The organism is Escherichia sp. E13S3, assembly GCF_004212325.1.
Classification (GTDB): domain Bacteria; phylum Pseudomonadota; class Gammaproteobacteria; order Enterobacterales; family Enterobacteriaceae; genus Escherichia.
In genome coordinates, this window is the sequence record NZ_RHJR01000004.1 from 260,300 (window position 1) to 274,528 (window position 14,229).

The following is a 14,229-nucleotide window of genomic DNA, read 5'->3' on the forward strand; positions in this document are numbered from 1 at the left end:
TGTCCTTTAGTCAGAAACGCAAGATCTGCGCCAGACTTGCGATTACGCCAGCGGGATTTTCCCGATGCGCGTTATGTCCGGCGCGAGGAATGACATGGCAGTCGGCAGCCAGTTCCGCCGCCAGAGCGCGGAATTTGCTGTCACGTTCACCACATAAATAATAAAACGCAAATGTGCGGGCGCTAAGGTTAGCACGTAAATCGGGCTGGACGGCGAGAGAAGTCGCCTCCAGCATGGCGGCAAGCGTTGCGCCATTATTGTTGCTGCGCAGCGCCACCAGCTCCCGGCGTTGATCGTCATTGAGCGAGGCAAAAACAGGCTGTTGATACCAGTCGGCAAATACCGCGGTTAATGGTTCGGAACGAAAACGCTGCGCCCAGCGATGATCGGAAAGCTGACGTTCCGTGCGTTGTTCAGCATGTTGCAGCCCAGGATGCCCACCTTCGACAATCACACCACAAAGCCCCGGCATCCCCTGACAAGCCGCCATCATCGCCACCCGTCCGCCGAGCGAGTACCCCACCAGCCAGAAGTTAAGGATGTTGTAACTAACAAGGGTTTTACGCAGTACGTCGGTGACATCATCAAATCCATCGACGCTAATTGCCGCGGAATCGCCGTGACCGGGGAGATCAACATACAACCGCGAGTAGTCGGTAAACGCCTCGCCCACTTTTTGCCATTCATGGCAATCGCCGGAAAAACCGTGCAAAAACACCAGCCAGGGTAAACCTGGTTTGCCGTGTTTTGCCTGCGCTTGCAGGATCATAAATGGCTTACCTGCGCCAGCAGTTGCTGGAGGGTTTGCGCGCCGTCGGTGTCGTTAACCACCATTTCAATTACCGTGGTGGTCGGAGTGCGCCAGGCGTCGGCAAGTGCCGTTTCAAGTTCCTGCCAGTTTTGCGGACGATGATATTTCAGCTCAAACATCGCGGCAGCGTGCTCAAAATGGACGTTTTGCGGCATCAGATAGAAACGCTCGCGCTCGCTTTTCGGTGTCGGCAGCAGCGAGAAAATTTGTCCGCCGTTGTTGTTCACCACAATTAATACCAGCGGCGCGGAAACCTGACGCAATAGCGCCAGCGCGTTGAGATCGTAAAGAGCAGAGAGATCGCCCACAATCGCCAGCGTCGGTTTACCACTCGCCCGCTGAACGCCTACGGCGGTAGAGAGCAGCCCATCAATTCCGCTGGCCCCACGGTTGCTGTACACCGGGTAACCTGCCGGAAGTTGCGAAAGCGCATCAATCAGACGCACCACCAGGCTGTTACCGACAAACAATTGCCCCTGTTCCGGCAGATAGTCGCTGATGCGATGCGCCAGTTGTGCTTCGCCAAACGAATCGCGACGGGCAACAACTGCCTGCATCGCCTGTTCGGCCAGACGCGGGATTTCAACGCACCAGGGCTGGCGTTTTTCTGCCGGATGCAGTTCCAGCCAGTCGGCGATATTAGCAATCAGCCGACGTCCACGATGGTGCGCCGGGTCGAGTCGCCCTTCGATATTATCAACAATCCAGTACTCTTCCGGCTCACAACTTGCCTGCCATTGCAGTAACCGTTTGCCGGTCAGGCTGCTCCCCAGTTGCACGACAATCTGTGCCTGCTGTAACTCACTCACCGCTTTGGCATTGCCTAACCAGAGATCGGCACACGGCAGCGGCTGCCCGGTTTGCGACAGCACGTCGCCAATCAGCGGCCAGCCAAGAGTTTGCGCCCACAATGCAACTTTTTTGCCCTCTTCCGCACTCATGCGCCCGGCAACCACCACGCCGCACTTTTGCCGCCAGAAGAACCAGTCGCGCTGTTTTTCGCTCTCAAGACGAGGCGCTTCACGCAGCCACGGTTTGTCGCCCTGCCACCAGTCGCCAAGACGTTGTTGCCAGCTAAGTCCGGTATCGTCCATCTCGCCATAAAGCGGTTCGGCAAACGGGCAGTTGATATGGACTCCACCCGCATGCAGCGTGCCTAAAGCATGGTCGATAGTAGAAACCAGCCAACGGGCGGGAATATCCTGCGTCGGGCGCGGTAGTGAAATGCTATGCGTAGGATGAGAGGCGAACATGCCCGGCTGACGAATTGCCTGATTTGCGCCGCAGTCAATCAATTCCGGAGGACGATCGGCGGTTAACAGGATCAGTTTTTCTCCGGTTAACCCAGCTTCAATCAGTGCCGGATAGAGATTCGCTACCGCCGTGCCGGAAGTCACTATCACCGCCACTGGCTGTTTGCTGACCTTTGCCAGCCCCAGCGCCAGATGCCCCAGCCCACGCTCATCAAAATGAGTGTGATGAATGAAAGCGGAATTTTCCGCCGCCGCCAGAGTTAATGGCGTAGAACGAGAGCCAGGGGCGATGCAGACGTGTCTGACGCCGTGACGTGTTAATGCTTCCAGAATGACCGCCGCCCAGCGTCGGTTAAATGCGCTTACTGACATGAGTTTGTCCGGTATCAATATTGCGGCTAAGTATAAGGAGCTACAAAAATAGATTATTGATATGAATCGGTAATGATGCGACTCATTACTATTCCAATTGTAATAAAGTGCGCAGTCCTGCCGCTTTGTTGTCGATTTCCTGCCACTCCAGTTCGGGGTCTGAGCCTCGGACAATACCCGCTCCGGCATACAATCGCACGACATTGCCACTGATTCTCGCCGAGCGCAGGGAAACGCAGAATTCGCTTTGTTGTAATGAGAGATAGCCCGCAGAACCCGCATACCATTCACGGGTAAACGGTTCGTGCCGGGCGATGAACTGCCGTGCCAAATCGCGCGGTAAACCTGCCACCGCTGCCGTTGGCTGCAACTGATGCAGACAAACCACATCATCTGCCGTATTAAGCGAGGTCCAGATACAGCGACGCAGATGCTGCACTTTACGCAGACGAAGCACCTGCGGCGGTAAAACATCCAGCGCCTGGGTGTCGCTCTGTAATCGCTGGCAGATATCTTCCACCACCAGCATATTCTCGCGCTGGTTTTTATCATCCGCCATCAGCCACTCGCCCAGTTGCTGCGCCTGTTTATCATCAGGATGATTCGCCACCGTTCCCGCCAGTGCTTCAGTACGCAACGCTTTGTCACGCCGCCGCCAAAGCCGCTCAGGAGATGAACCCAGGAACGCGCTTTCGCCATCAAAAGCCATGTAGAAATGGTAGCAGTTCAGGTTCAACCGACGACTGGCAGCCATCATTGCCGCCGCGTTAACTGAATCGGAGAAATGCAGATCGGTCGCCCGCGCCAACACCACTTTATCCAGTTCACCTTCAGCAATGGTGTCAGTCGCCAGTTTAATTAACCCCGTCCAGGCTGGTTTGTCCGGCCAGTGATTTTCTTGGATGATGGTTAAATGCAGAGCTGGCAACGGTTTAATGTTTGCCAGAGCAGCAATGTATTCCTTTGCCTGATATGCGTCATGCTGAAGGGAGTTTTCGCTGAAAAGGGTCAGTCGAAGGGTCGCTTTGCCTGCACAGCGTCGCCATTCCAACCGCGGGAGGAGTAAATTGCCCTGGGAAGGGTCAAACGCATTCAGCCCCCAGATACGTAAGTCGGTGTGATCCGGGTGTTGTCGGAGAAAACACTGCGCCTGCGCCAGCGACGAAAAGCTGGCTATTGTACCCAGCACGGCAGCCTCTTCATCACCATTGCGTTGTTGCCAGTAAAATTGCGGATACATTTTCTGGCTGGCCAGCCAGCTTAAGGCATCAAAGGCGTCATTTAATGGGAAAGGAACATCAAAAACCCGAATGCCGGGCGTCGCTGGAAACTCTTGCGACAGATGGCGCAATAGATTTTCCAGCGCCGTAGTGAGTGATTGCACGCGGACCTCTCCCTGTTAAAAGCCTCACATTATACGGGGTACTGCAAAAAAAATGCAGTACCCCAGTGTAGGGAGGTTTTAACGGCGTGCCAGCAACAGTCCTAATACCAAACCAACCGCAGCGCCAACGCCAATCCCCTGCCACGGTTTTTCATGAACGTAGTCATCGGCACGATAAACCGCTTGCTTCGCCCGATAGTAATAGCTGTCTGAAGCCTGACTGACTCTTTTTTTCACATCATCCAGCGCCTTCTCTGCTCGCGCCTTCAGCTCAACATATTTCTGATCGGCGGGATCGCCAGAGGAGCGCAGCACTTCTTCCAGTGTTTCACTCAGCAACGTCAGGTCGTCATCGATGCGTGTATCACCAAATTGATTAGACATTCTCGTTCTCCATTTGCTTAAAACCTGCCACTAACTATAGACAACGGTTATCAATTACGCCTGAATGACTTCGCGCGCCATCCCGATGTGGGGAATACCATCTTCCTCGTAAATGTCGGTCACAGGGATAAAGCCAAAACTGCGGTAAAAGTTTTGTAAGTGCGCCTGCGCTCCCAGATAAATCGCCTTGTCCGGCCAGTGGCGCGTACATGATTCCAGCACCTTACTCATCAGTTGCTGCCCCACTTTTTCGCCCCGCAACGCTTCGCTGACAATCACCCGACCAATCACCACCGGTTCGAGATCATCATCACTTTTCAGAATCCTCGCATACGCGACCAGTTTTCCGTTTTGCCAGCCGAGAATATGACGATTTTCACCTACCAGATCGTCACCATCGACATCCTGATAAGGACAGTTTTGTTCGACAACGAATACCGCACAACGCAGTTGTAATAAGGCATAAAGCTGAGAAACCGATAATTCAGAGTGATGAAGATCCTGCCAGTCGATCATGATGCGCTCCTTTTGGTTGTATGCCTTATACTAGCCGGATTATTTTTAGAAATGTGATGGTCTTATGGAATTAATTTTCTTAGGTACTTCGGCGGGAGTTCCGACCCGGGCGCGTAATGTCACGGCGATATTGCTCAATCTGCAACATCCGACCCAGGCCGGACTTTGGTTATTTGACTGTGGCGAAGGCACTCAACACCAAATGCTGCACACGGTGTTTAATCCCGGCAAACTGGACAGGATTTTTATTAGCCATCTTCACGGCGATCATCTTTTCGGTCTGCCCGGTTTGCTGTGCAGTCGTTCCATGTCAGGTATTGTGCAACCCTTAACCATTTATGGTCCGAAAGGTATCCGTGAATTTGTTGAGACAGCGTTACGCATTAGTGGCTCGTGGACCGATTATCCACTGGAGATTATTGAAATTAGCGCAGGCGAAATTCTTGATGATGGCTTGCGTAAAGTGACAGCTTATCCGATGGAACATCCGCTGGAATGTTACGGCTATCGCGTAGAAGAACATGATAAGCCTGGTGCGCTGAATGCCCCGGCATTAAAGGCCGCAGGCGTACCGCCAGGCCCATTGTTTCAGGATTTGAAAGCCGGAAAAACTGTCACACTGGAAGACGGTCGGCAGATTAACGGCGCTGATTACTTAGCCGCGCCTACACCAGGAAAAGCGATCGCCATTTTCGGCGATACGGGTCCTTGCGATGCCGCGCTGGCGCTGGCTAAAGGTGTCGACGTAATGGTTCACGAAGCAACTCTGGATTTGGCGATGGAGGCCAAAGCCAACAGTCGCGGCCACAGCTCCACACGCCAGGCGGCGGCACTGGCCCGTGAGGCTGGTGTCGGTAAGCTAATCATTACCCATGTTAGTTCGCGCTATGATGATAAAGGCTGTCAGCACTTGTTACACGAGTGCCGGACGATTTTCCCGGCAACTGAACTGGCGAGCGATTTCGCGGTGTTTAGCATTTAAGTCGAAAGCGGTGGTTAGTTGGCAGATTAATTTAATGATGCCAACGCACTTATTTTTCATCTGTTTGCCGAATACGCTTGATGTCGATATCCGGCAAACAGATTTATCATTTTTAGTTTTGGGAATTGTTCAGACCTTCCGCCAGCCCAATCAGGCGAATAAATTCCGCTCTGTAGCCTTGTTTATCCTGTCCTTTCGCTTGCCGCGCCCACTGTTCGATCTGCTGCCAGGATGTGTTATTCAGGTATTCAGAACCGCGCAATTTTTGCCCAAACGCAGAGACTGCTGCGCGAAAACGCATATCTTCTGAAGGTGCGTTTATTGTGGGTGCCAACGGGAATTCAACTAACTGACTTTCTTTTCCCTGCGGGTATTTCCAACGAATCTTTAACCAGGCCAGTTCTTTCGCTTTATCCGATTTTGCTGATTTGTTATCCGGGACATAGCGTAACTTATCAATTGATGCTTTGTGCCCATTCAGCGTTAGCTGCCGGTGTCGACGTCAAGGCTAAACGTCGCCAACGGGTTTTGCGCTACCTGCTTAACCGGATTATCATCGAACTGCTGATAGCGAGCGGTTCCTGGATTTGCGATACGTGTAGCATTTGCTTTAGCCGCTCTTTCAAATGTTGGCGCTTCCTGTAATCGCCCCTGCAAAGCCTGTTTGTCTGAGGATTGTTGCGCTTCATGCTGGGCTAAGGTTTTTGCTTTAGCGGCGGCGGCGCTTTGCTCAGCCACTTTTGTTGCCGCTTGTTGCGCGGCAAGCACTTGCTGGTCAGTGGGTGTAGTAGATTGTTGTTGCTGACTTTCCTTATCATCAGATTCCGGTCCACATCCTGACAAAATAAAACCACTAATAAGCAACATGATTATATTTTTATTTCGCATATAAAGTCCTTTTAAATAAACTCAGCTACCAGACATAAAATAGACTCTTTGTATAATCCGACCAATCTTAATAAAATACAATCTCGAAACCCATAACAAATAATGATTCAACAACGAAACCTATTAAGAATTTGTATATGAAAAAAATAACCTTTTCCTTTTTTATATTATTCCTGCTTTCACTTCCTCTAATTGTTTTTTATCAGCCCTGGGTCAATGCATTACCGCCAACGCCCCAGCACGCAAGTCCCGAGCAATTAGAAAAAACAGTTCGTTATTTTACAAAAACTGTGCATCCACGTAGTGCAGACAATATTGATAATCTGAATAGAACCGCAGAGTATATAAAAGAGGTCTTTGTCAGTAGCGGTGCCAGAGTTACCGTGCAGGACGTCCCCATTACGGGTGGCCCCTACAAAAACATTGTTGCTGATTATGGTCCTGCCGATGGACCGCTGATTATTATTGGTGCGCACTATGACTCTGCCAGCAGTTACGAAAACGATCAATTAACCTATACGCCGGGCGCGGATGATAACGCCAGCGGTGTGGCAGGATTACTCGAACTGGCACGTTTGTTACAGCAGCAAGCGCCGAAAATAGGTGTGCAACTGGTCGCCTATGCGTCGGAAGAACCGCCCTTCTTTCGTAGCGATGAAATGGGGAGCGCGGTACACGCCGCTTCGCTTGAGCGTCCGGTGAAATTAATGATAGCACTGGAGATGATAGGTTATTACGACTCCGCACCAGGGAGTCAGGATTACCCTTACTCTGTCATGTCCTGGCTTTATCCCGACCATGGTGATTTTATTGCTGTCGTCGGCAGAGTGCAGGATATCAGTGCTGTGCGTCAGGTAAAATCTGCGTTGTTATCAGCAAAAGAGTTGCCTGTTTATTCTATTAATGCACCTGGTTTTATTCCCGGTATCGATTTCTCCGACCACCTTAATTATTGGCAACACGATATTCCCGCCGTAATGATTACTGACACCGCTTTTTATCGTAATAAACAATATCACTTACCTGGCGATACCGCAGACAGACTCAATTATCAGAAAATGGCTCAGGTGGTGGATGGCGTTATAACCTTGTTGCAAAACAGTAAATAATAAAAATTTCTCGAGGAAGATCCAGAAAAAGCAACATGCGCATTTTATTTTCCCTCGTCTGTTTTAAGATGCGAAAAATTAAATTCAACGGAGGAAAAACAAATGGGAATGATTGGCTATTTTGCAGAAATTGACTCAGAAAGAATTAACCGACTGCTTGAGTCTACTGAAAAAACCTTAATGGACAATATTCATGACACGCTTTCAGGTTTACGGCGACTGGATATTGATAAACGCTGGGATTTTTTACATTTTGGCCTAACGGGTACCTCTGCTTTTGATCCAGCGAAGAATGATCCGCTGAGTCGTGCCGTGCTTGGTGAACACAGCCTCGAAGATGGCATAGATGGTTTCCTGGGATTGACCTGGAATCAGGAGTTAGCCGCGACAATCGACCGCCTGGAAGCTCTGGATCGAAGTGAGCTGCGTAAACAGTTTTCCATTCAGCGACTCAATGAAATGGAGATTTATCCGGGAGTGACCTTTTCAGAAGAGTTAGAGGGGCAACTCTTTGCTTCGATCATGCTTGATATGGAAAAGCTGATTAGCGCGTATCGACGTATGCTGCGACAAGGGAATCATGCGCTGACGGTTATTGTTGGGTGATGGTGTCAAAGGCACCATAAAAAAACCGCCGAACATGTCGGCGGCTTTCTGACTTACAAACTAACAGATTACATCAGCGGCATTGCTAACCGCACAATACTAATCAGCGGTTGTGGCCATACACCCAGCACCAGTACCAACAGTGCAGAGATGAGCACCACGATACCGCCTGCGCTGTACTGCCAGTTTGACGGTGCATCGCGACCCGGTTGTTCCGGGGCGTGCAGGTATAAGCTCACCGCCACGCGCAGGTAGTAGTAAAGGCCGATTGCCGAACCGACAACCACGGCACCCACCAGCCACCACAAGTGTGCCTGGACACCGACCGCCAGCACGTAGAACTTACCGATAAAGCCCAGCGTCATCGGGATACCGGCCAGAGACAGCATCATCACCGTCATCACCGCCGCGAGGATCGGACGATGCCAGAACAGTCCGCGGTAAGAGAACAGGGAATCAGCATCCGGGCCACGATACGGGCTGGACATCAGGCTGACCACGCCAAACGCCCCGAGGCTGCTGAACAGATAACCGGCCAAGTAAACCCCTACCGCTTCCATCGACATCTCGCCAGTTTGCAGCGCAATCAGCGCCACCAGCAGATAGCCGAGGTGAGAGATAGATGAGTAACCGAGCAGACGTTTGATGTTGGTCTGGCTCAGCGCCATCAGGTTACCGAAGATGATGGAGGCAAAGGCGATAATCGCCAGCACCACGCGAATCGCTTCGCTGTCACCCACTGGTGCGTAAAGGAACAGACGCATCACCACACCGAAGATAGCGATTTTGCTCGCCGTCGCCAGGAAAGTGGAAACCGGCGCAGGCGCGCCCTGGTATACGTCTGGCGTCCACAGGTGGAACGGCACCAGAGAGAGTTTGAAGCCGAGGCCAACAATCATCAGGCCGAAACCTGCCAGCAACAGCGGCTCGTTGAGCATACCGTCGCCGAGGTTTTTACCCAGCGCGACAAACGACAGGTCGCCAGACTGCGCATACACCAGCGCCATACCGAACAGCAGGAAAGAAGATGCTGCGGCAGAAAGGATAGTGTATTTGATACTGGCTTCCAGCGAACGTTTCTGGCGGAAAGCGTAACCGACCAGGCCAAACAGCGGCAAAGAGATCAGTTCGATACCGAGGAACAGAGACGCCAGATGGTTGGCATTCGCCAGCAGGATCCCGCCCAGCGCGGCAATTAACACCAACAGGTAGAACTCGTCCTTGTTGTCGTTATAGCCTTCAAGCCACGGGTAGGCGAAAGTACAGGTGGCGAGGCTCGCCAACAATACCAGCCCGGTGTAAAGCATGGCGAAACCATCAACGCGCATCAGCGGCGTAACGTCCATAGCGCCCGCCTGGCCGACAAACCAGAGCGAAACCAGCGCCGCGTTAAGCCCAATAACCGAGAGCGTAGCGTTGAGGAAATGATTGCGTCGCCACGCAATGGAGAGCATCACAACCACCACCGTCAAGCCGACGATCAGCAACGGTAGCAGTGCGATCAGGTTTTGTGGAGTTATTGTCATGGCGATTTACGGCCTTGTAGTAGTAACGGAATTAACAAACCACTGCTGGATATTGCCAATCGCGGAATGCGAGGTATCCAGAATCGGCTGCGGATAGAAGCCCAGCAGTACCAGCAGCACCACCAGCAACAGGATCATAAACAGCTCACGCAGCGACATCCCTGGCAGTTCCTGGCTGGCAATCTCGCTTTTCGCTTTACCGAAGTAAGCGCGATGTAACATCGCCAGCGAATAAACGGATGCAAAGACCAGCCCAAAGGTAGAGATAACGGTAATCACCGGGACAACCTGGAAGCTGCCGAACAGAATCATAAATTCGCCGACGAAGTTACCGGTGCCTGGCATCCCAAGCGTTGCCACCGCAAAGAACAGCGACAGTGCTGGCAGCCATTTCATCTTGCTCCACAGACCGCCCATCATGCGCATGTCGCGGGTATGGATACGTTCATAGAGCTGACCGCAGAGAATAAACAGACCCGCCGCCGACAAGCCGTGCGCAATCATCTGGATTACCGCGCCCTGGTAGGCCAACTGGCTGCCGGTGTAGATAGCAATCAGCACGAAGCCCATGTGGGAAACCGAGGTGTAGGCGATCAGACGTTTGATGTCGGTCTGGGCGAAGGCCATCCACGCACCGTAGAAGATGCCGATAACACCCAGCCACATAGCGATTGGCGCAAACTCTGCCGACGCGTTCGGGAACAGCGGCAGGGAGAAACGCAGCAGACCGTAAGCGGCGGTTTTCAGCAAGATCCCTGCGAGGTCCACGGAACCAGCGGTCGGTGCCTGGGAGTGCGCATCTGGCAGCCAGCCATGCAGCGGAACCACCGGCATTTTCACCGCGAAGGCGATGAAGAAGCCCAGCATCAGCAGGTATTCCACGCCGTTAGACATCGGCGTATTCAGCAGCTCTTCATAGTTGAAGGTCCAGACGCCAGTCGCATTGTAGTGAACAAAAACCAGCGCCAGGATGGCGATCAACATCACCAGACCACTCGCCTGGGTGTAAATGAAGAACTTGGTTGCCGCCGTGATACGCGTTTTACCGTCAGAAGCTTTATGCCCCCACAGTGCGATCAGGAAGTACATCGGCACCAACATCATTTCCCAGAAGAAGAAGAACAGGAACATGTCGATGGCAAGGAACACGCCGATAACGCCGCCCAGGATCCACATCAGGTTGAGGTGGAAGAAGCCCTGATATTTTTCGATCTCGTTCCACGAACAGAGTACGGCCAGCACGCCGAGCAGACCGGTCAGCACGACCATCAGCAGTGACAAACCATCAATGGCGAGATGGATAGAGATACCAAAACGCGGGATCCACGGCATGTCGAATTCAGACTGCCACTGCGGAATTCCGGCGGATTGCGTCAGTGAATAACCGCCCTGCAACCACAGTTGCAGCGACAGCGCCAGCGTCAATCCCATGGTGATCAGCGCGATCCAGCGCGGCACCTTGACGCCAAAGCGTTCGGTCTGCCAGCACAGGAAGCCGCCAATAAAGGGAATTAATATTAGCCAGGGTAGTAACATGGCGATCTTTATTCCTTGTAAAAGTCCCGTCAGGACCGGATTTTCAACGAATTCTCACGACAGAAAATTCTCTTCGGATTGTGGTTGTAGTGTCGGATGCGCCGCGAAGACGGCTTATCCGACCTACGTTCTTATATGCCCAGGGGCAAGCCCACAATCCTTAACTCAACGCAGTACCATCAACAGTGCCAGCACCACGACCGCACCGATGCTCATGGATGCCACATACCAGCGCAGATAACCGTTCTCGCTTAACAGCAGGCCTTTACCTGCAAAGCGGGAAAGAACCGCCGGAATGTTCATCATTGAGTTCAGCGGATCGCGTTTCAGCAACCAGGCAATACCCAGGAACGGCTTGACGAACACTTTGTCGTACAGCCAGTCAAAGCCCCAGGCGTTGTACCACCAGGTACTCAGCAGGCGGCCCGGCGCACTGTTGGCGATAGAGGTCACCAGAGTACGTTTACCCAGCCACAGCCAGGCTGCCAGCAGAATGCCGACCACCGCGACCACGCCAGAGGTAATTTCCAGGGTCAACATGCTGCCGTGCGCCAGCTCCGTCGTTTGCGGAAGCACGCCCTGCAGCGGCGGTACAATCAGTGCGCCAACGAAGGTGGAAAGGATCAGCAGCACAATCAGCGGCAGGCTGTGAGTTACCCCTTTCACGGCGTGAGCGTGAATTTGTTCTTTTCCGTGGAAGACGATGAAAATCATACGGAAGGTGTAGAGCGAGGTCATAAACGCACCGACCAGACCTGCCACCATCAGATTGATATGACCATTCGCCATCGCACCTGCGAGGATCTCATCCTTACTGAAGAAGCCCGCAGTGACCAGCGGCAGTGCCGACAGTGCTGCGCCGCCCACCAGGAAGCAGAGATAAACCAGCGGAATAGATTTACGCAGACCGCCCATCTTGAAGATGTTCTGTTCGTGATGGCAGGCCAGAATGACGGAACCGGATGCCAGGAACAGCAGCGCTTTAAAGAACGCGTGAGTCATCAAGTGGAAAATCGCCGCATCCCATGCCTGCACGCCAAGCGCGAGGAACATGTAGCCAATCTGGCTCATGGTAGAGTAAGCGAGAACACGTTTGATATCGGTCTGTACCAGCGCGGCAAAACCGGCCAGCAGCAGCGTAACCGCCCCAACAATGCCCACCAGATGCAGAATTTCCGGCGTCATCAGGAACAGGCCGTGGGTACGGGCGATCAGGTAGACACCCGCGGTTACCATCGTTGCGGCGTGGATCAGCGCGGAGACAGGCGTCGGGCCCGCCATCGCGTCGGCAAGCCATGTCTGCAACGGCAACTGCGCGGATTTACCGACCGCACCGCCCAGCAGCATCAGCGTCGCCCACATCAGCATGTTATTGCCGTCAGCAAAGTGCGCAGGCGCCAGTTCCACCATTTCGCGGAAGTTCAGCGTACCCAGCTCGTTGTAGAGAATGAACAGCGCGAAAGCGAGGAACACGTCACCCACACGGGTCACGACGAACGCTTTCATTGCCGCTGCGCCATTCTTCGGATCGGTGTAATAGAAACCGATCAGCAGATAGGAGCACAGGCCCACGCCTTCCCAGCCGAGGTACATCAACAGCAGGTTATCAGCGAGAACCAGAACTACCATGCTGGCGATGAACAGGTTGGTGTAAGCGAAGAAGCGAGAGTAGCCCTCTTCACCACGCATATACCAGGAGGCGTACATGTGGATCAGGAAACCCACACCAGTGACCACCGAGAGCATGGTCAGCGACAGGCCGTCCAGCACCAGGTTAAAACCGATGTTAAAGTCGCCTACCGACATCCACGTCCACAGCGGCTGGCTGTATGCCTGTTCGCCGTTAGCGAAGAAGTCGACGCCAATAAAGGCAGTTACCAGCGCCGCCAGGCCCACAGAGCCAACGCCGACGATCGCCGAGACGTTTTCAGACCAGCGCCCACGGGAGAACGCCAGCAGGACGAAGCCAATAAATGGCAAAATAATGGTTAAGGCAAGCATGTTCATCCGCGCATCTCACTTACTGAATCGATGTTCAGGTTCTGGCGACGACGGTGAAGCTGCAGCAGCAGCGCAAGGCCGATACTCGCTTCTGCTGCCGCGAGGCTGATGGCGAGAATGTACATCACCTGACCGTCGGTCTGGCCCCAGTAGCTTCCGGCGACCACAAAGGCCAGCGCGGAGGCGTTAATCATGATTTCCAGACCAATCAGCATAAACAGCAGATTGCGACGGATAACCAGACCGGTTAAGCCAAGAACGAATAAGATTGCCGCGAGGATCAGTCCATGTTGTAAGGGGATCATGCGTGCTCCTCCGTTTTTCTTTTCGCGCTGTCGTCTTTACGATTGCTCAGCACTTCACCCGCACGCTCTTCACGACCGACGTGGAAGGCCACAACCAGACCCGCGAGCAGCAGCATAGAAGCCAGTTCCACCGCCAGTACGTAAGGCCCGAACAGCGTAATACCCACTGCTTTAGCACTGATTGGCGTACCGTCGATACCCTGATCGTTAACACCGAGAATGGCGTAAACAATCACCACCAGCATGATGGCCGACAAAATTGCCGGACCAATCCACACCTGCGGTTTCAGCCACTGGCGTTCCTGTTCGATTTCCGAACCGCCCAGGTTGAGCATCATCACCACGAACACGAACAGCACCATAATGGCACCCGCGTAGACGATAATTTCCAGCGCACCGGCGAAGTAAGCGCCCAGTGAGAAGAACACCCCGGAAATCGCCAGCAGCGAAATAATCAGGTACAGCAGTGCGTGTACCGGATTGGTATGGGTGATCACTCGCAAGGTCGCAAGTATGGCTATCAGGCCACAGATATAAAAAGCGAACTCCATTGCCC

The 14,229-nt window shown here is 53.0% G+C and carries 13 protein-coding genes and 1 pseudogene; 3 read left to right on the forward strand and 11 right to left on the reverse strand.

All coding sequences use genetic code 11. From position 1 onward, the window contains the following. Positions 1-10: 10 nt before the first annotated feature. The 5 genes from menH to D9597_RS06520 all read right to left on the reverse strand — a co-directional run bounded on the left by menH (position 11) and on the right by D9597_RS06520 (position 4,720). Positions 11-769, reverse strand: coding sequence for a 2-succinyl-6-hydroxy-2,4-cyclohexadiene-1-carboxylate synthase (gene menH / locus D9597_RS06500; RefSeq protein WP_130221931.1), 759 nt, complete (start codon positions 767-769; stop codon positions 11-13). Then, positions 766-2,436 (reverse strand): 2-succinyl-5-enolpyruvyl-6-hydroxy-3-cyclohexene-1-carboxylic-acid synthase, encoded by a 1,671-nt coding sequence (gene menD, locus D9597_RS06505; protein WP_130221932.1) that lies wholly within the window; start codon positions 2,434-2,436, stop codon positions 766-768. Before menD ends, menH begins: the two co-directional genes overlap by 4 nt. A gap of 88 nt (positions 2,437-2,524) precedes the next feature. Continuing rightward, positions 2,525-3,820: an isochorismate synthase MenF gene (gene menF, locus D9597_RS06510; protein WP_130221933.1), complete on the reverse strand. Its 1,296-nt coding sequence runs from the start codon at positions 3,818-3,820 to the stop codon at positions 2,525-2,527. Between the two features lie 78 nt (positions 3,821-3,898). Further along, positions 3,899-4,204, reverse strand: a complete 306-nt coding sequence (gene elaB / locus D9597_RS06515; protein ID WP_000070621.1) for a stress response protein ElaB — start codon at positions 4,202-4,204, stop codon at positions 3,899-3,901. 54 nt (positions 4,205-4,258) lie between these two features. After that, positions 4,259-4,720, reverse strand: coding sequence for a GNAT family N-acetyltransferase (locus tag D9597_RS06520; protein WP_130221934.1), 462 nt, complete (start codon positions 4,718-4,720; stop codon positions 4,259-4,261). Positions 4,721-4,784: 64 nt separating this feature from the next. On the opposite strand from D9597_RS06520, the gene rbn reads away from it, so the two are divergent. Further along, a complete protein-coding gene (gene rbn / locus D9597_RS06525; protein WP_130221935.1) occupies positions 4,785-5,702 on the forward strand; it encodes a ribonuclease BN in 918 nt (305 codons plus the stop codon). Positions 5,703-5,814: 112 nt separating this feature from the next. On the opposite strand, the pseudogene D9597_RS06530 reads toward rbn, so the two are convergent. Continuing rightward, positions 5,815-6,590 (reverse strand): annotated as a pseudogene (locus tag D9597_RS06530) (von Willebrand factor type A domain-containing protein). Positions 6,591-6,727: 137 nt separating this feature from the next. On the opposite strand from D9597_RS06530, the gene D9597_RS06535 reads away from it, so the two are divergent. Together D9597_RS06535 and D9597_RS06540 are read left to right on the forward strand one after the other, a co-directional pair. Continuing rightward, on the forward strand, positions 6,728-7,699 hold the full coding sequence (locus D9597_RS06535; protein ID WP_130221936.1) for a M28 family metallopeptidase: 972 nt from the start codon (positions 6,728-6,730) through the stop codon (positions 7,697-7,699). 102 nt (positions 7,700-7,801) lie between these two features. Next, the gene (locus D9597_RS06540; protein WP_130221937.1) at positions 7,802-8,305 is read left to right on the forward strand and encodes a YfbM family protein; all 504 of its coding nucleotides are present in this window, start codon (positions 7,802-7,804) and stop codon (positions 8,303-8,305) included. A gap of 68 nt (positions 8,306-8,373) precedes the next feature. Here D9597_RS06540 and nuoN read toward each other — a convergent pair whose 3' ends face one another. The 5 genes from nuoN to nuoJ all read right to left on the reverse strand — a co-directional run bounded on the left by nuoN (position 8,374) and on the right by nuoJ (position 14,224). Then, the gene (gene nuoN / locus D9597_RS06545; protein ID WP_000156701.1) at positions 8,374-9,831 is read right to left on the reverse strand and encodes an NADH-quinone oxidoreductase subunit NuoN; all 1,458 of its coding nucleotides are present in this window, start codon (positions 9,829-9,831) and stop codon (positions 8,374-8,376) included. Between the two features lie 6 nt (positions 9,832-9,837). Then, positions 9,838-11,367: an NADH-quinone oxidoreductase subunit M gene (nuoM, locus tag D9597_RS06550; protein ID WP_130221938.1), complete on the reverse strand. Its 1,530-nt coding sequence runs from the start codon at positions 11,365-11,367 to the stop codon at positions 9,838-9,840. Between the two features lie 165 nt (positions 11,368-11,532). Continuing rightward, complete coding sequence (gene nuoL / locus D9597_RS06555) at positions 11,533-13,374, reverse strand: NADH-quinone oxidoreductase subunit L (RefSeq protein ID WP_130221939.1); 1,842 nt, start codon at positions 13,372-13,374, stop codon at positions 11,533-11,535. After that, positions 13,371-13,673, reverse strand: a complete 303-nt coding sequence (gene nuoK / locus D9597_RS06560; RefSeq protein ID WP_000612644.1) for an NADH-quinone oxidoreductase subunit NuoK — start codon at positions 13,671-13,673, stop codon at positions 13,371-13,373. Before nuoK ends, nuoL begins: the two co-directional genes overlap by 4 nt. Beyond that, positions 13,670-14,224 carry an NADH-quinone oxidoreductase subunit J gene (nuoJ, locus tag D9597_RS06565; protein ID WP_000393511.1) on the reverse strand — a complete coding sequence of 185 codons (555 nt, stop codon included), beginning with the start codon at positions 14,222-14,224 and terminating at the stop codon, positions 13,670-13,672. The genes nuoK and nuoJ overlap by 4 nt, the downstream gene beginning before the upstream one ends. Positions 14,225-14,229 lie beyond the last annotated feature (5 nt).